Origin of the sequence: Pseudomonas sp. DR 5-09 (genome assembly GCF_001655595.1) — a bacterium.
In the GTDB taxonomy this organism is placed as follows: Bacteria; Pseudomonadota; Gammaproteobacteria; order Pseudomonadales; family Pseudomonadaceae; genus Aquipseudomonas; species Aquipseudomonas pharyngis.
In genome coordinates this window covers 4416906-4433823 of record NZ_CP011566.1, presented here as the reverse complement: position 1 = coordinate 4433823, position 16918 = coordinate 4416906, and the positions used below count along the sequence as shown (strand labels likewise).

Here is a 16918-nt window from a genome sequence, read left to right as displayed (position 1 = left end):
GCAAATCGGGCTTTGTAATCCTTTCATATCATTGACGGCCGAGGCGCGCCCGCTCAGTCTTCGTGCTCCAGTTTCTTTGCCACGGGGGTTATCCATGCCTTTTTTCACGGTTGACGGACAGGCGCTTCACTACATTGATCAAGGCACGGGCCCGGCGGTGTTGTTGGCCGGCAGCTACCTGTGGGACCAGGCCATGTGGGCCCCGCAAATCGCAGCGTTGTCGGCGAACTACCGGGTGATTGCCCTGGATCTGTGGGGCCACGGTGAATCCGGGCGCTTGCCGCAAGGCACTACTTCGCTGGATGACATCGCCCGTCAGGCGCTGACCTTGCTCGATCATCTGGACATCGACCGGGTCACGCTGGTCGGGTTGTCGGTCGGCGGCATGTGGGGCGTGCGTCTGGCGTTGTCGGCGCCGCAGCGGCTCAACGGTCTGGTGCTGATGGACACTTACGTCGGCGTCGAGCCGGAGCCGACCCGCCAGTACTATTTCTCGCTGTTCAAACAGATCGAGGAAAGCGGCGGAATCTCCGAACAACTGCTGGATATCGTGGTGCCGATCTTCTTCCGTCCGGGCATCGATCGGGCGTCGGCGCTGTATCAGGATTTCCGCGCAAAACTCGCCGGCTATTCGGCCGAACGCCTGCGCGACAGCATCGTGCCGATGGGGCGCATCACCTTTGGCCGTGATGACCTGTTGCCGCGTCTGGGCGAGCTGAATGCGGCCACCACGCTGGTGGTCTGTGGCGATCAGGACAAACCACGTCCGCCGTCGGAAGCACGGGAAATGGCCGAGTTGATTGGTTGCCCGTGTGTGCTGGTGCCGGAGGCCGGGCATATCTCCAATCTGGAGAATCCCGGGTTTGTGACTGAGGTGTTGTTTACCTTTTTGTCTGAACAGAACCCTTCCGTCGACTGAATCACCTTTCTGCGTCCCGCGCTACTGTCAACTCTGACAGTAGCGCGCTCTTCTTGAGCAGGCATTAAATGGTCTCGCCCAGTGTGGGCTGAATCGTGTGATCGCCGACAGGAGAGTCGTCATGTCCAGCCAATCAGCAAATGTTCCTGAGCTTCCGGTTCCATTGGTACCTGATGCTCCGCACTCAACATTACAACCTACCGATTTTTTGGGCGGTACAACTGTTCAAATCGATTTTCCAGGGCTCAGTACGGCACATAGTGTCCAGCTCTTCTGGGCGAGGCCCGGCCATATCGAGGAATTTACCACTCAGTCGAAGGACGCTTCGCTTCCCGCTGAGGTTTTCATCCCTGCGTCGGTCATCGGTGAGTCGGTCGGTAAAACCGTGCAAATCTGGTACAAAGCAAGCTTGAATGAAGAAGTGAAGCTTTCCCATACACGTCATCTGACGGTAGAACACATTCCTCCCGCCAAGTTGCCGGAACCGCAGTTACCCGATGTCGTCAAGATCGAAGGTACTGTATTTCTGGACTTGCGCAGGTTTTCGGGCAACGCGCGCGTTCTGCTTTCACCTTGGGTGTTCATCGCGCCTGGGCAGCGCATCTGGATCAGCGTTGTCGGACAGCGCAATTATCCAACCCACGAAACGCTTGATTTGGTCAAGGCGCTGGAAGTGACATCCGAGCAGGTGAGCAACGGTCTGGAATTGACTATTGATCGAAGCTTTTTGACTCGGCTTGACGATAAATCGGCGCTGACGCTAGAGGTGTTTGTCGCGTTCGACAAAAGTCCGAATATTGACACCGCGCATGAATTGCCGCGCTGGACAGAACTTCTGCTGAAATCCGACACCGATTTACCGGCACCGATTGTTGAACAGACACTGTACGACGTGCTGAATCCGGCGCTGGTCCCGGACGAAGCGATGATCGTCATCAAGTACAAGGACATGCGTCCTGCCGACAGGATCATGCCGTTGTGGCTTGGCACTGCGGGCGAGGGGACACCTGAACTGAAAACGATTGATGGCAATTCATCAGGCGAGGTTAAAGTCGCCGTGAGTGCGTCGGCAGTGGCTGCCAATGAAGGTGAAACGGTTGACGTGAGCTACAGGGTCTTGCGGGACGAAATCGTGCGGCCGTCACCCATCACTCGAGTAACGGTGCAGAAGCAACGTTATGTTCATGTGGAAAATTTTGATGGTCATGAAGTAAAAATTGTCAGCGCCGCTGACGAATACACTTTCACCTTGCCCACCATGTCGATCACGCTGTTGGAGGGGGCAGGATCGGCAGGCATCATGCGTTTTGGCTCCACCATTGTGGGGTTCTTGGAAGGACTCTCTTTCGGCATGTGCATCAACTCGAGCGTTATAACGCCGCCTCAACACATCCAGTTTGAATTTCAGGCGGACTACGATCGAATTTCTTTCACTTGGACTTACCTGCATCTTAAAGGCGTCGTCGAATACTTCGATGCCAATGGTGCATCCTTGGGGAGGAAGGAATACCACGGCCATAGCGAGGGTGGAGCACTGCATCAATTGATTGACTTCGTGGCGCCACCGCAAACACGCATCAAGTCCATGAAAGTGATATGCGAGGACTATAGCTTCCTCGACTTTTTCACAATGTGTGGTTGATTTTTCGAGCCACAATCAAAGCCCACTCCTGAGAGCGGGCTTTTGTCATTAATTCGGGCCGAGAATCTTCGCCAGCTTGTCCGGCGTCGGTGCACCTTGCTGTTGTTGCAGTTCGCCCTTGTCGTCCATGTAGAAGATCGCCGGGGTGGCCTGTAACTCCAGGTCTTCCATCAACTGCATGTTCGCCGCGAGTTTGGTCTGCACGGCGACCGGAATGTCCTTCAAGGCCTTGAGGGTGCTGGCCTTGCCGGCCTTCTCGTGATCTTCCAGGGCTTTGCTCGGGTCCTTGGCGGCGAGCAGGGCGGCGGCTTTGGCCGGGCTGTCTTCGCGGATGATGCCGACCATGATGTGTCGCAGCTGCACCTTGCCGGCCTTGACCCATGGACGGGCCTGTTCCCAGAACATGTTGCAATACGGGCAGTTCGGGTCGCTGAACAGGTACACAGTGCGTGGTGCATCCTTGTTGCCGTCCTGAATCCAGTTGCTGGCCTCGAACTTGGCCCAGACTTCCTTGGCCATCGGCGCGTAGACCAGTTTTTGCAGCGGTGCGCTGCTCAGGTCGTTGCCGTCGGCGTCGTACAGGTTGCCCAGCAGCACGTGCTTGCCGTCCGGCGTCAGGTACAGCGCCATGCCGCGGTTCTGGTATTGCGCGGCGTAACCGCGCAAGCCGTCCGGCGCATCGAACTGGCCGACGATCTTGGCGCCCTTGGCTTCGATCTTCTTGATCGCTTCAGGCAGTTCTTCAGCGGCCTGGACCGACGGCAAGTGCAGCAGGGCGGCGCCCAGGGTCAGCGTCAGCAGGTGGCGGAGGCGGGGCATGGCAGTTTCCTTGAAGAAGAGGTGGCCGGATTCAGGCTGGATGCCGGGGTGTCGAAGCTTTCCAGGGCACGGGCCAGGCTGGCGTTGGACAATTCGCCCAAATGGCTGCCCAGCAGGCGACCGTCCGGGCTATAGAACAGGGTAGTCGGCAGGGCCATGGAGCCCACGGCCTGGCCGAGGCGTCCGCTGCGGTCGAACAGCACGTTGTTCAGGCTCAAACCCTGGGTTTCGAGAAACGTGGCGACGCTTTGCATGCTTTCGGCCTGGTTGACGAACAGGAACGTCAGGTCCGGGCGTTGTTGCTGGGCGTTTTCCAGCACCGGCATTTCCCGGCGGCACGGCGGACACCAGGTGGCCCACAGGTTGATCACCAGCGGCCCGCCCTGATAGTCGGTGAGTTTCACGGTTTCCCCGGCGGCGTTGCGCAGAGTGATGTCCGGCAGGCGCGTGCCTTGCTCGTAGATGTTCAGCGACAGGGTCGCCATCACCCAGAACACCACACCGCTGACCACACCGAAACCCAGCGGTCGACGCAGACCCGGCCGGCGCCAGCCGCGATACAACGCCGCGAGCAACAGCACGATCACCCCCGGCCAGGCGAGAAAACCGCCGTCGCGCAGATCGATGATCTGCCACAGGTCGTTGCGATAGTGCCCCCAATACACGGCGACGAACGCAATGCGCGCCGCCAGCATGCCGAGCAGAAACAGGCTGAACAGCGCCGACTCGGGATTGTCACCGCCGCGCTTGGCCACCCGCCAGCCGACGAAGGTCGCCAGTGCCAGCGCGCTGATCAGCAACAAGTGATTGAGTGCGATGGCAAAGGTGCCGAGGGTGAAGGTCAGCATTAACGGGCGTCTCGGATGGTGGTCCAGCGTTGCAGGAAAGTATCGGCATCGACCTCGCCGGTGATGCGCTGGCTGCGGCGCTCTTCACCGTCGGCGCCGATCCACACGAAACTCGGTGGCCCAGGCACTTTATAACGACCGAGCAATTCGCGGCTGGCGGCATTGTCGGCGGTGACGTCGATTTGCAGCAAGCGCACATCACTCAGGGCCTGCATCACCCGCGCCTGGCCGAACACCTGTTTCTCCATGACTTTGCACGACACGCACCAATCGGCGTAGTAATCGAGCAGCACCCACTGGCCTTGGGCTTTGGCGGCGTCTAACTCGCGTTGCAGGGCGGCGGGATCCTTGATCGTCGTGAAGGCTTCGTGGCCGCTGGGCGCCGCAGATCCGACGCGTCCGGCGCTATACACCTGCAACGGCTGATATGGATCGTCACTGCCACCCGCCGCCCCGACCACCAGCAGACTGCCCCACAGGCCCAGCAACAGCGAACCGGCACCGAACAGCTGCGCCACGCGACCAAAGCCATCGGACTGTTTCCAGGCGCTGTAAGCGGCGATCAACAGCAGCGCGCCGCACAGGCCCAACCACAGCGACGGCTCCAGCACCGGGCGCAGCATCAGCAGCGCGGTGGCGAGGAACAGGAAGCCGAACACGCCTTTGAGCAGATTCATCCACGCGCCGGGCTTGGGCAGGAAGCGATTGCCGACCGTTACCAGCAACAGCAGCGGGACGCCGATGCCAATGCCCAAAGCAAACAGGATCAGGCCTCCGTGCAGCGCGTTGCCGCTTTGCGCGATGTAGAGCAGAGCGCCGGCCAGCGGCGCGGTCATGCACGGGCCGACCAGCAGACCGGACAGCGCGCCCAATACGCCGGCGCCGATCAGGCTGCCGCCGCGTTGGCTGCGCGAGGCGTGTTCCAGTCGATCCCGCAGGGCCACCGGTAATTGCAGCTCGAAGAAGCCAAACATCGGCAACGCCAGAACCACAAATACGGCCGCGAATGTCCCGAGCAGCCACGGGTTCTGCAACCACGCCTGCAGGTTGGCCCCCAGCAGCGCGGCAATAACGCCCATCGCCGCATACACCAGGGCCATGCAAACCACATAACTGCCGGCCAGCGCGAAACCGCGACGCGGCGTAGCACCGCTGCCCACCACCATGCCCGCCAGAATCGGCAGCATCGGCAGCGAACACGGCGCAAACGCCAGCAGCAGACCCAGGCCGAAGAACACCAGCAGACTCCAGCCCAGCGAGTGCTGTTGCAGGCCGCTGGCCAGTGCCTGATCCGGCGCTTCATCTGTCGCCGCAGCGGCAGCTTTGCCGCCGAGGTCGATCACTCGGGTCTGCGGGGGATAGCAAAGACCGGCATCGGCACAGCCCTGATAACTGACCTTGATCTGGCCCGTGGCGGCCGCCGGAATCTTCAGTTCCAGACCCTGGCGATAAACCGGTTGTTCGCCGAAGTACTCGTCGCTGTGGGACTCGCCTTCGGGCAGGGCCGGGATGTTTTGTGTCGTCAGTCCGTCGAACTTCAGACGCTTCTGATACAGGTAATAGCCATCGGCGATTTGCCAGAACAACTGGGTCTCACCGGAATCCAGACGTTGCGAGGTCAGCACGAATGCCTTGTCGACCGGCAAGAACTCCGGTTTTGACGCAAATGGATCATTCCCCGCCTGGGCCAGACTCGAAATCAGCAGTGCAAAAAACAGAAAAAAATGACGCATGGAGGAGCCTTGTCCCTGTGCAATTGAGGGGCACAATGGGCGGCGGCGATTAACCGATGATTAACCGCGACGCCCTTGTCGCGGTGGCGTTCGGGGCATAATGTCGGCTTAATCGGCCAGCGGCCTAATCAGCACTTTTCCACGGGACTCACCATGCACGTACTGGTTTGCGAAGACGATGAGTTGATCGCCAGCGGGATCGTCGCCGGGCTGACGGCGCAGGGCCTGACCGTCGAGCACGTCAACACCGCCTCCAAGGCGCGGGCGATTCTCAAGGTTGCCGAATTTGACGTGATGGTGCTCGATCTCGGCCTGCCGGACGAAGATGGCCTCAAGTTGCTGCAACAACTGCGTCAGCAAGGCCTGGAGATTCCGGTCCTGATCCTGACTGCGCGGGATTCGGTTACCGACCGTGTCGACGGCCTGCAGTCCGGTGCCGACGACTACCTGCTCAAGCCATTCGACCTGCGCGAGTTGTTCGCCCGCTTGCAAACCCTGCTGCGCCGGGTGGCCGGACGCAGCGTCAATCTGATCGAACACGGCGCGCTGACTTACGATCCGAGCAGTCGCGAAACCACCCTGGCGGGGCGTCCGGTGGATCTGTCGCGGCGCGAGCAGTCGTTGTTGCAAGCCTTGCTGCACAACCGTGGCCGGGTGCTGTCCACCGAGCAGTTGAAGGACAGCGTCTACGGTTTCAACGATGAACTGGAAAGCAATGCGCTCAATGTGCACATCCATCACCTGCGCAGCAAACTCGGCAAAGGCATCGTCGAAACCGTGCGCGGTCTGGGTTATCGCCTGGGCCCGGCCGATGGCGGAGAACCCGACAAGTGATGAGCCTGCGCCTGCGCCTGAGCCTGACCCTCGGCGCCGCATTCGCGCTGATCTGGGCATTGGCGGCCGCCTGGATGCTCAGCGACCTGCGCAACCAGATGATGTTTTCCCTCGACCAGCGCCTGGTGGCGTCGGCGCGGATGGTCGCCGGGTTGCTGGAACAATTGCCGGCTGTCCCGAGCAAAGGCGAGGGCACTCATTTCAGCGCCGAGCAGTTGAACATTCCCGGCGGCATGGCCTGTCAGGTCAGCTCGCTGCGCGGGGAAATCCTCGCTCGCAGCCACAACAATCCGGAACAGGCGCTGGAAGCCCAGAAGATGGGCTTCCACGATCAAATGATCGACGGTGCCCCATGGCGCAGCTTCACCCTGGCCCGGGGCGATGTGCGTATTACCACCGCCGACCGGGTGATCGAGCGCGAAGCCCTGAACATGTCGATCCTGCTGGCGGCCTCGGTGCCGGTCGGCGTGGCGCTGCTTGGCTGCCTGTGCCTGTTGTGGCTGGGGATCGGCCAGGGGTTGGCGCCGCTCAACCGCTTGCGTGAAGCCTTGATGCGTCGCAACGCGGATTCGCTTGAGCCGTTGCAGTTGCAGTCATTCCCCAGCGAACTGAAACCGCTGCTGGAAACCCAGAACCAATTGTTTCAGCGCATCGGCAAGACCATCGAACGCGAGCGTCGCCTGACCGGCGATGCCGCTCACGAACTGCGCAGCCCGCTGACGGCGATCAAAACCCACCTGCAAGTGGCGCGCATGACCGATGGCAGTGCCCGCGATCAGTCTCTGGCCCGAGCCGAGGAGGGGGCCGACCGCCTGCATCGGACCCTTGAGCAGTTACTGTTGCTGGCGCGGGTCGAAGGCAGTCTGTCGTTCGACGACGGTGTGCAGTGCAGCGCCGAGCAGGTAGCGAAACTGGCGATCCAGGACTCGGCCAGCGACCAGCGCCAGCGGATAAGACTGCACCTGCCCGAGCGTTTGTCCGAAGCTCCACTGCAAATGCCGGCGGTGCTGTCGATCGCGGCCCTGCGCAACCTGTTGGACAACGCTCTGCGTCACACGCCGACGGACGGCGCGGTGGACCTGAGCCTGGAAACCAGCGCCAATCGCGTGCGTTTTGTGGTGCGCGACCATGGGCCGGGAATCGCCCCTGACGATCTGCAACACCTGACCCAGCGCTTCTGGCGCAACGGCCAGAGCATCGGCTGCGGACTGGGGCTGGCGATTGTCCAGGCGATCGTTCAGCGCTGCGCCTGCACCCTGCATTTCGACAGCCGTCCGGATGGTTTGCGGGTCGAGCTGACCATGCCGCTGCAACCGGTCTGACAGTTTGCCGGGCACATCAAATGTAACCTCTCTCCATTAGTCATCCGCCGGCCGTGACGGTATTGTCGCCCCAGCCTTTGACTCAATGGATTGAGGGAAACAGCGCCATGGAAGCACCCGTCTATATCTGTCCCGCCACCCCCGCCGACGCCGGCATCATCAGCAGGATCCTTGAGCGTTCGATCCGCGTCGGTTGCGCGCTCGATCATCGCAACGACCCGCAACTGGTCGACCGCTGGGTCCGCCGACAATCGGCGGAGCACGTCAGCGCCTGGCTCGCCGATCCCCATCACTATCTGAACATCGCGCTGCTGCAGGACAAACCCGTCGGCGTCGGCATGGCCGCAGCCCATGGCGAGGTCATGTTCTGTCACGTGCAGCCGGAGTGGTTTCGCCGAGGTGCGGGCCGTGCGCTGATGGGCGATCTCGAGGGTTGGCTGAGGATTCGTGGCAGGCCATGCATCACGCTTGCAAGCACGCGAACCGGCGCGGCGTTCTACCGGCGCCTGGGGTATCGCGAAACGGCGTCTCCCTTCATGCAACACGGCGTTTTGACCCTGCCGATGCACAAGCCGCTGGCATTGTCGGCCTGACATTCGATCAAGGGTGTAAATCCTCGACACGCTGGTGCGTTTCCAGAACAGGAAAACCTGCATGTGCGCCCCGCGACCGGAACGCGCACCTGCCCGGTGTGCAGTTTTTGGTCACTATCCATAGCGTATTGAGGGGTCGAGAGATGTCAGTCGCCACCAGCCTTATCGAAGAGTCGTCGGCCCGGATCGCCTCCGCGCCGGCGGAAACGCTGTATCAGTTCAATGAATCGCCGTTGCTGGCCCGTCAGAGCCGGCAGGAATCCAATGCCCGCAGCTACCCGCGTCGTATTCCCCTGGCGCTCAGGCGCGCCAAGGGCCTGTACGTCGAGGACGTCGAAGGCCGCAGCTTCATCGATTGCCTGGCCGGCGCTGGCACCCTCGCGCTGGGGCATAACCATCCGGTGGTGATCGAGGCGATACAGCAGGTGCTGGCCGATGAACTGCCGCTGCACACTCTGGACCTGACCACGCCGGTGAAGGATCAATTCGTGCAGGACCTGTTCGGCCTGCTGCCTCCGGCATTGGCCAAGGAAGCGAAAATCCAGTTCTGCGGCCCGACCGGCACCGACGCGGTGGAAGCCGCGCTGAAACTGGTGCGCACCGCCACCGGGCGCAGCACCGTGCTGTCGTTCTCCGGCGGTTACCACGGCATGAGCCAAGGCGCCTTGAGCCTGATGGGCAGCCTGGGGCCGAAAAAACCACTGGGCGCGTTGCTCAGCAACGGCGTGCAATTCATGCCGTTCCCTTACGACTACCGTTGCCCGTTCGGCCTCGGTGGCGCGGCGGGTGTGAAGGCCAATCTGAGCTACCTGGAAAACCTGCTCAATGATCCCGAAGCCGGCGTGCAATTGCCGGCCGCCGTCATCGTCGAAGCGGTGCAGGGCGAGGGCGGTGTGATCCCGGCGGACATCGAGTGGCTGCGCGGTCTGCGCCGCATCACCGAAAAGGCCGGCGTGGCGCTGATCATCGATGAGATCCAGAGCGGTTTCGCCCGCACCGGCAAGATGTTTGCCTTCGAACACGCCGGCATCACCCCGGATGTGGTGGTGCTGTCCAAAGCCATCGGCGGCAGCCTGCCGCTGGCCGTGGTGGTTTATCGCGACTGGCTCGACACCTGGCAGCCGGGCGCCCACGCCGGTACGTTCCGTGGCAACCAGATGGCGATGGCCGCCGGCTCCGCGGTGATGCGTTACCTGGTCGAGCACAAGGTCTGCGAACACGCTGCCGCCATGGGCGAACGCCTGAGCGAACACCTGCGCGTTCTGCAGCGCGATTTCCCGCAACTGGGCGACATTCGTGGTCGTGGCCTGATGCTCGGTGTCGAGCTGGTCGATCCGAACGGCGCACCGGATGCGCTGGGGCATCCACCGGCCTTCGCACGTCTGGCGCCGCTGATTCAGCGCGAATGTCTCAAGCGCGGGCTGATTCTGGAGCTGGGCGGGCGTCACGGTGCGGTGGTGCGGTTCCTGCCGCCGCTGGTGATCACCGCCGCGGAAATCGACCGCGTCGCCGAGATCTTCGGCCGTGCGTTGAGCGCTGCGACCGCCGGCCTGTAAATTTTTCGCCGCGTCGAACGTTCTTTCTACATACCCGGCTGCACCGTCGTGCAGCCCACCCTTACAGCGATGGAGACACAGCATGACGTCAGTATTCGACCGCGAGGACATCCTCTTTCAAGTCGTGGTCAACCACGAAGAGCAGTACTCGATCTGGCCGGACTACAAGGCCGTGCCGGAAGGTTGGCGCACTGTGGGCAAGAGCGGCCTGAAGAAGGAATGCCTGGCCTACATCGAAGAAGTCTGGACCGACATGCGTCCGCTAAGCCTGCGCCAGAAGATGGAAGCGCAAGCAGCCGCCCAGTAAGTTATCAGCCAAAAGAAACCCGCTGGACTGGAATCAGTCAGCGGGTTTTTTCATGTCCGGCATTCGATCGTTCCCACGCTCTGCGTGGGAATGCAGCCCGGGACGCTCCGCGTCCCTTCCGAAGCGGACGCGGAGCGTCCAATGAGGCATTCCCACGCAGAGCGTGGGAACGATCACTGAACCTCAGGCGCCGCTCAAGCCCTTGAGCAGTACATCCACATTGCCTTCCAGCTCTGCCACCGGATCCGCTGCATCGGTGCTCAGCACCAGCAGTTGACTGCCCGATTCGGCAATCGCCGCTTTTACCGCGTCCGACGGCTGGCGATGGTGCAGCACCACCGCCACGTCATGGTCTTTCAGGGTCGCGGTCAGCTTTTTCAGATCCTCCGGCGTCCATTCGGCATCCGGTCGCGCATCCTGTCCGATCAACTCCAGATTGAGGCTGCCGATCAGATAACCGAAGTGATCGCTCAGGCTGATCACGCTCAGGTTGTCGGCACGGGCCAGACGCGCTTCGCTGTCGGCACTGAGTTTCAGCAGACGCTGTTTCAGTGCCGCCAGATTGGCCTCGATCTTCGGTTTGTCCTTCGGTGCCAGGCGCACCAGATCCGCCGCCATCACATCGGCCATGCGCCCCATGTTGTTGCTCGCCAGCCACGGCTGGCTGTTCAGGCCGTCGACCTTGAGCCCCGGTTGCACGGCAATGCCGGGCAGGGCGCCGTCCACCGGGCGGGCAGCATCGACTTCGACGATGCGGATGTTGCTGCGGCGGGCGATCGGGTACAGCGGATCATCGGCCCACAGCGAGCGCACGCCGATCACTGCATCGGCGCCCGTGGCCAGTTTGCTCAGCGCGGGGGCGCCGCGACCGGTGAAGTAGGCGGTCTGGCGGCTGCCTGGCAGGTTGGCCGGTGCTGCGCGTTCGAGGCTGATGTCGGTGCCCTTGAGCAGGACTTCGCCCAGACCATAAGTGATCGGCAACGAGGCCAGCACCCGCAGCGGTTTTTCGGCCGCCAGCAGAGGGCTCGAAACCGCGCCGCTGAGGGCGATGGCCAGGGTCAGTTGTCGCAATGAAAAAGCCATTTATCCAAGGTTCCCTTTCAGACTGGGGACGACGCCCCGGGCAATCGCGGCGAGGGCGAAGGCGATACCGGCGACCAGGATGATCGCGGCACCGGACGGAATCGGCAGGTCGAACACGATCGGCGCGAGAATCCCGCACAGCGTACTGACCGTGGCAATCAGCACTGAACACCAGAAAAAGCCCTTGAGCGACTGGCTGAGCAAGCGGGCCGCCGCCGCCGGAATCACCAGCAGTGCACCGACCAGAATCGCGCCGATGACTTTCACGGCGGCAACGGTGATCAGCGTCACCAGAATCACGAACAGGTAATCCAGGGTTTTCACCGCGACGCCACGCACCGCCGCCAGTTGCGGGTTGAAGCTGGCGAGCATGATCCGGTTGTACAGCGGCAGGGCCAGCGCCATGACCAGCGAGCCGACAATCGCCAGCACCAGCAGGTCGTTACCGTTGACCGTCAGCACCGAGCCGAACAGCACGTTTTCCAGAATGTGCACGTTGATCTTGCCCGCCAGAATCAGCAGCAGGCTGGCGCCCAAAGCGAGGGACACCGACAGGAACACGCCGATCAATGTGTCCGGGGCCAGCCCGGTACGGTTGCGGAGATAATTGAGCAGAATGCCAAACAGCAGGCAGTAACCGAACAGGCTGCCGTACGGCCCGGTGTAGGGTTCGCCGAGCAGGATGCCGATGGCCACGCCGGTCAACGCCGCGTGGCCCACCGCTTCGGAGAAAAACGCGAAGCGCTTGACCACCACCAGCGTGCCGAGGCCACCCAGTACCGGGCCGATCAGCAGACCGGCAAGCAGCGCGTTGACCACAAACCCGTAGGCCAGGGCTTCCGGGAGATAACCGGAAGAGGCCCAGCCTTGCACCGTCAAACGAAAGGCTTCGTAACTCATCAGGCAGCGCTCCGTGGATGGGTCGAAAACAGGGTCAGCAGACGTTCCGGGGTCAGGGCCTGTTGCGGCGTGGCGTCGAACAGCACCCGGCGGTTAAGGCCGGTGACGCGATTGGCCAGACGCCCGACCGCTTCCAGGTCGTGCTCGATCCACAGCACGGTGATGCCCGCCGCGCGCCAGTCGCCCAGCAAACGCTCGAACACCTGGATCCCAGCTTCGTCGAGGGCCGACATCGGCTCATCCAGCACCAGCAATTGCGGCGCCGGAATCAGGCCCTGGGCAAGCAATACCCGCTGGCGTTCGCCACCGGACAGCGCACCCATTCGGCGTTTGCGTTTGTCCTGCATGCCGACCCGCTCCAGCGCATCACCGATGGCGCCGGCGTAGCGTTTGCTCAAGCCGAGGAAGGCCGGGCGCCGCTGACACATGGCGGCCATGAAGTCGTCGACGGTCATGGGCAGGCCGCGATCAAACTCCAGCGCCTGCGGCACGTAGCCGATGGTGCCGGGCTCGCCGGGCCATTGCAGACTGAGCCGGCCCTGATGGGGCATCTGCCCGAGCAGGGTCTTGATCAGCGAACTCTTGCCGCCGCCGTTGGGCCCCACCAGCGCATGCACGCTGCCGGGCTGCACCTGGAAGGTGACCTTGTCCAGAATCGTCGTGCGGCCGAGGGTCAGGCTGACGTCAGCGAAATCCAGGGTCGGGCCGCTGCTGGCTATCGACAGGTTTTCCTGAGCTGTCATGCGCCGGACTCCTGAATCGCTCGAACCACGGTGTTGAGGTTGCCGGTCATTTCCTTTTCGTATTTGTCGGCGGTGTATTCGCCGTAGGAAATGTGCGACAGCGGGTAAAGTTTCACGCCGGATTCACGCTGGATGGTTTCGACGTAGGTGGAGGGGAAGTCCATCTCGGAGAAGATCACTTTCACGTCCAGTTCACGCAATTGGTCGATGGTTTTCTTCAACTGGCTCGGGCTCGGCTCGATACCGTGGGCCGGCTCGACCACCGCCGTGACTTCCAGACCGAACTCGCGCAGCAGGTAGTCGTAAGCGGCGTGCACTGTGGCCACTCGCAGTTCGGCGTTCGGTGCCTGGGTCAGCTTGGCCAGGGCGTCGGCGCGCATCTGCCGCAGGCGTTTGCCGTAGGCGCGGGCGTTCTGGGTGTAGGTCTTGGCATTGTCCGGGTCGAGCTTGCCCAGCTCCCGGGCGATGTTGTTGACCTGGGCAATCGAGGCGCTGATCGACAGGAAGGTGTGCGGGTTCACCACTTTGCCGGCACCGCGCGCGGCAACCCCGGTGGCGGCCAGCAACGGCACGTTTTCGTTGGCTTCGATGGTCTTGATGTTCGGCGTTTCGCTGGCGGCGATCATGCGGTCGGCGAAGTCGTCATGGCCAACGCCGTTGAGTACGATCACATCCAGCCCGCTGATGCGCTTGATGTCTTCGGCGCGCGGCTCGTAGGCATGCGGGTTGAAGCCGGCGGGAATCAGCGGCACGACCTCGGCCTTGTCGCCGACGATGTTCGCCACATAGCTGTAATACGGATGCAGGGTGATGCCGATGCGCAGGCGCTTGGCCTGATCGGCGCTGGCCAGCGGACTCAGCAGGCAGGCGCACAGACCGATCAGCAGCAGGCGCAGGAAAGGACGGCGTTGAGATGAACTAGGCATGGGCAAGCGGTCTTCTCTCGAATGAAGGCGAGGGTTCAATGACGATGTTCGCGGGTCACCCCGGCATCGAATTGCGCGACGATCTGTTTCCATCCGGCAGCGGTCAGCGCTGCGTCTGACAGGTCTTTCGGCGCTTGCAGGTCGGTGGCGCGGTTGAGCCAGATGTCCGGCGCGGCGTCGTTCAGGCGCATCAGAAACGAACCGGCCACGGCCGGTGCCTGACTGTGGCCGAAGTAGGCGCGGTCGGCCAGCAACTGCCAGGCATGGCCGCCACGACTGACCGAGCTGGCGTCCTGGGCGAACGGTGCAAAACCTTCATCGGCCAGGTTCTGCGGGCTTGGCAGCGTTTGCTGTTCTTCACGCAGCAGGCGGATCTCGTCGAGGGTCACGCGCAGATCGGCATAGATGCCCTGCTCGCTGGCGCCAAGGTCGCGACGGGCATCCAGTTGATGGCTGGAGACCGGCTCCGGTTCGTGGGAAACGCCGCGCCATGTCACTACCGAGCCGGCAATCGCGAGGATCAGCAGGCACATCAGCAGCACATTGAGGGTTTCGTGCCCGGCACCGGCCGGGCGGACAACCTGGGTAGTCGGCGTGGTCATGGGGCTTCGATATCCGCTTGGTCAATTTCGACCACGTGGCCGGGGCCGGCGTCGAACAGCACGTAGAACTCGGCGCCGGGTTTCTTGAAGGTCAGGGTCGAATCGGCGCCGAGCTTGCCCGGCACGAGGATGGTTTCGTCGTAGCCGATCACATCGAGGGTCACCCCCGGCGCGCCGCTGCCGTCCGAGAAACCGCCGGTGCATTTGATCTGCTCGGCATCGATGGCCTTGCACTCGCACATCGGGTTATGGGCCAGGACGCCGGCGCTGAAACCGGCAGTCAGCACCAGCAAGGCATTGCTCAGGAGCAAGCGGAAGGGGCGTTGGGCGTGGCTCATGGTTTGGCTCCTTGTTTGTTCAGCCAGGCGAGGGTGGCAGGCGAGGCCTGGCTCAGCGGAATCGAGGCTTGGTGCATGCTGCCGTCCCAGCCTTCCATGGTGATCCACAGTTCGGCGTCGGCAGCGGTCTTTTCCGGAACCGGCAACTGGGTGCCCATGCGGTACGGCGTGCCGAAGAAAATCACCCCGGCCGCGCGCAGGCTGCGAGGTTTGCCGATGCGCAGATACGTCGCCTTGACGTGGTCGACGCAGGCGTCGCAGAGGGCGGCGCTGAAATCTTTCATGTAGCCGGCGGGGCCGGTCAGGATCGGTGCCTGATTACGCAGTTCGGCCAGTCGCAGGCTCCAGGGACCGACCTGGATTTCGCCGATCTCCCGTTCACCCAGTCCGCTGTCACCGCGAAACAGCGAGGCATCGGCGAAGTATTTGGGCATGAAGCCCAAGGGGATCAGCAGCAACAGCACGTTGATATGGAAGCGCCATTTGTGCCAGATCACGCTCAGCCGTGAAGGCTGAGCCACGGTAGTGGATTTGCTCACAGATTGGCCTCCGAGGTTTCACGGCGCAGGGCCGGTTGTGCCTGCACGCGCTGTTTCTTGTGCTCGCGCTTGAGGGCGTTGGCGGTGGCCAGCGCGGTGCGCTTGGTCCAGATCAGCAGGCCACTGAGGACCATCATGCTCAGCAGCAGGCCGAAGAAGAACCAGATCAGCTTGATCCACAGACCGCCGAAGTCACCGGTGTGCAGCGGGCGCATGGATTCGGTGACGAACTCCAGCGACGTGCGATCGGACAACAGCCGCGAAGCCGCCACTTCACCGCTGTATGGGTTGAGCGTGGCGGTCTGGTACATCAGCGGGTACCAGCCGCGACCGCCGATATCCAGGTGCGCGTAGGCATTGCCCGGCAGGCTGATGAAGCTGGCTTCGAAGCCGGGGATTTTCGTCTGGGCGATTTCGATGGCGCGGTCGAGGCTGATACGCGGCGGTGGCGAACCATCGTTGGACTGTGGCACGGCTTCGCGGGACATGGCCGGGACGATCGGCTCGCTGGAAATGGAAATCTGGTTGTCAAACAGCAGCGCCTGAATCAGGAACCAGGTGCCGGTGATCGAAATCACCGCGATGAACCAGATCGACCAGATGCCGCTCAAGCGGTGGAAGTCGCCCCAGAAGATCCGTGCGCCGTGATTGAAGCGCAGGGTCGGGCGGAAAAAACCCTTCCAGAAGCGCTTGTACACCACCAGCCCGGTCACCAGCGAAGCCAGCATCGGCAGGCCGAGGAACGACACCAGATACCAGCCCCAGCTGAAGCCGTTGGTGAACGGCACCAGCCACCAGCCATGCAGTGCGCGGGTGAACGCCTTGAAGTTGAAGCTCGGTGCCGTGCCCTGAATCACGCCGGTGTACGGGTTGACGTAGACGGTCAGCGAGCGGCCGTCGGGATAGCTGACGTCGACGTCGAGAGCAAAGTGCGACTCGTCCGGACGGTTGATGCTTTGCACCACTGTCTGCGGTTCGGCTTTTTTGATTTCGGCGAGGATCTGGTCGTAGCTGAGCAATGGTGCGTCGTCGGACGGCGCGCTGGCGCGCATTTGCGGGTTGGCCAGCCAGACGATTTCCTGGCTGACCACTGCCAGGGTGCCGGTGACGCAGACGATCAGAACGAAAAACCAGATCGGCAATGCCAGCCAGCTGTGTACCAGGAACCACAGTTTCGAGCGGGATTTCTTCGACATGATGACGGGTCTTGATTC

The 16918-nt window shown here is 62.3% G+C and carries 18 protein-coding genes; 7 read left to right on the top strand and 11 right to left on the bottom strand.

Annotated elements, in window-relative coordinates:
• The first annotated feature begins 94 nt into the window (after nt 1-94).
• Nucleotides 95-919 carry an alpha/beta fold hydrolase gene (locus tag PDR5_RS19840; protein WP_064598240.1) on the top strand — a complete coding sequence of 275 codons (825 nt, stop codon included), beginning with the start codon at nt 95-97 and terminating at the stop codon, nt 917-919.
• A 121-nt stretch (nt 920-1040) separates the two neighbouring features.
• Nucleotides 1041-2561, top strand: a complete 1521-nt coding sequence (locus tag PDR5_RS19835) for a hypothetical protein (protein ID WP_064598238.1) — start codon at nt 1041-1043, stop codon at nt 2559-2561.
• Between the two features lie 48 nt (nt 2562-2609).
• Here PDR5_RS19835 and dsbG read toward each other — a convergent pair whose 3' ends face one another.
• The 3 genes from dsbG to dsbD are packed head-to-tail and all read right to left on the bottom strand — an operon-like array spanning nt 2610 to nt 5961.
• Nucleotides 2610-3380: a thiol:disulfide interchange protein DsbG gene (dsbG, locus tag PDR5_RS19830; RefSeq protein WP_064598235.1), complete on the bottom strand. Its 771-nt coding sequence runs from the start codon at nt 3378-3380 to the stop codon at nt 2610-2612.
• Entirely contained in the window at nt 3356-4228 is an 873-nt protein-coding gene (locus PDR5_RS19825) for a TlpA disulfide reductase family protein (RefSeq protein WP_064598233.1), read from the bottom strand. The genes dsbG and PDR5_RS19825 overlap by 25 nt, the downstream gene beginning before the upstream one ends.
• Entirely contained in the window at nt 4228-5961 is a 1734-nt protein-coding gene (gene dsbD, locus PDR5_RS19820) for a protein-disulfide reductase DsbD (RefSeq protein ID WP_064598231.1), read from the bottom strand. The genes PDR5_RS19825 and dsbD overlap by 1 nt, the downstream gene beginning before the upstream one ends.
• 153 nt (nt 5962-6114) lie before the next feature.
• Between dsbD and PDR5_RS19815 the strand changes: the two genes are divergently transcribed.
• From PDR5_RS19815 to PDR5_RS19795, 5 genes are all read left to right on the top strand, one after another.
• Nucleotides 6115-6795 (top strand): response regulator, encoded by a 681-nt coding sequence (locus PDR5_RS19815; RefSeq protein ID WP_011335250.1) that lies wholly within the window; start codon nt 6115-6117, stop codon nt 6793-6795.
• Nucleotides 6795-8117 (top strand): ATP-binding protein, encoded by a 1323-nt coding sequence (locus PDR5_RS19810; RefSeq protein WP_064598229.1) that lies wholly within the window; start codon nt 6795-6797, stop codon nt 8115-8117. Before PDR5_RS19815 ends, PDR5_RS19810 begins: the two co-directional genes overlap by 1 nt.
• A gap of 107 nt (nt 8118-8224) precedes the next feature.
• Complete coding sequence (locus PDR5_RS19805; protein WP_041475378.1) at nt 8225-8710, top strand: GNAT family N-acetyltransferase; 486 nt, start codon at nt 8225-8227, stop codon at nt 8708-8710.
• Between the two features lie 143 nt (nt 8711-8853).
• Nucleotides 8854-10266, top strand: coding sequence for an aspartate aminotransferase family protein (locus PDR5_RS19800; RefSeq protein WP_064598227.1), 1413 nt, complete (start codon nt 8854-8856; stop codon nt 10264-10266).
• Nucleotides 10267-10348: 82 nt separating this feature from the next.
• On the top strand, nt 10349-10573 hold the full coding sequence (locus tag PDR5_RS19795) for an MbtH family protein (protein WP_007917715.1): 225 nt from the start codon (nt 10349-10351) through the stop codon (nt 10571-10573).
• Nucleotides 10574-10756: 183 nt separating this feature from the next.
• On the opposite strand, the gene PDR5_RS19790 is transcribed toward PDR5_RS19795, so the two are convergent.
• From PDR5_RS19790 to PDR5_RS19755, 8 genes are read right to left on the bottom strand one after another with little or no spacing between them, the layout of a single operon-like run.
• Nucleotides 10757-11656: a metal ABC transporter substrate-binding protein gene (locus PDR5_RS19790; protein ID WP_064598226.1), complete on the bottom strand. Its 900-nt coding sequence runs from the start codon at nt 11654-11656 to the stop codon at nt 10757-10759.
• Nucleotides 11657-12556: a metal ABC transporter permease gene (locus PDR5_RS19785; RefSeq protein WP_064598224.1), complete on the bottom strand. Its 900-nt coding sequence runs from the start codon at nt 12554-12556 to the stop codon at nt 11657-11659.
• Complete coding sequence (locus PDR5_RS19780; protein ID WP_064598222.1) at nt 12556-13299, bottom strand: metal ABC transporter ATP-binding protein; 744 nt, start codon at nt 13297-13299, stop codon at nt 12556-12558. Before PDR5_RS19780 ends, PDR5_RS19785 begins: the two co-directional genes overlap by 1 nt.
• The gene (locus PDR5_RS19775; protein ID WP_064598220.1) at nt 13296-14225 is read right to left on the bottom strand and encodes a metal ABC transporter substrate-binding protein; all 930 of its coding nucleotides are present in this window, start codon (nt 14223-14225) and stop codon (nt 13296-13298) included. Before PDR5_RS19775 ends, PDR5_RS19780 begins: the two co-directional genes overlap by 4 nt.
• 35 nt (nt 14226-14260) lie before the next feature.
• A complete protein-coding gene (locus PDR5_RS19770) occupies nt 14261-14827 on the bottom strand; it encodes a DUF6162 family protein (protein WP_064598218.1) in 567 nt (188 codons plus the stop codon).
• Nucleotides 14824-15165 (bottom strand): hypothetical protein, encoded by a 342-nt coding sequence (locus PDR5_RS19765; RefSeq protein WP_064598217.1) that lies wholly within the window; start codon nt 15163-15165, stop codon nt 14824-14826. The genes PDR5_RS19770 and PDR5_RS19765 overlap by 4 nt, the downstream gene beginning before the upstream one ends.
• Nucleotides 15162-15704 (bottom strand): hypothetical protein, encoded by a 543-nt coding sequence (locus PDR5_RS19760; protein ID WP_064598215.1) that lies wholly within the window; start codon nt 15702-15704, stop codon nt 15162-15164. Before PDR5_RS19760 ends, PDR5_RS19765 begins: the two co-directional genes overlap by 4 nt.
• The gene (locus tag PDR5_RS19755) at nt 15701-16900 is read right to left on the bottom strand and encodes a PepSY-associated TM helix domain-containing protein (protein WP_064598213.1); all 1200 of its coding nucleotides are present in this window, start codon (nt 16898-16900) and stop codon (nt 15701-15703) included. The genes PDR5_RS19760 and PDR5_RS19755 overlap by 4 nt, the downstream gene beginning before the upstream one ends.
• Between the last annotated feature and the right edge of the window lie 18 nt (nt 16901-16918).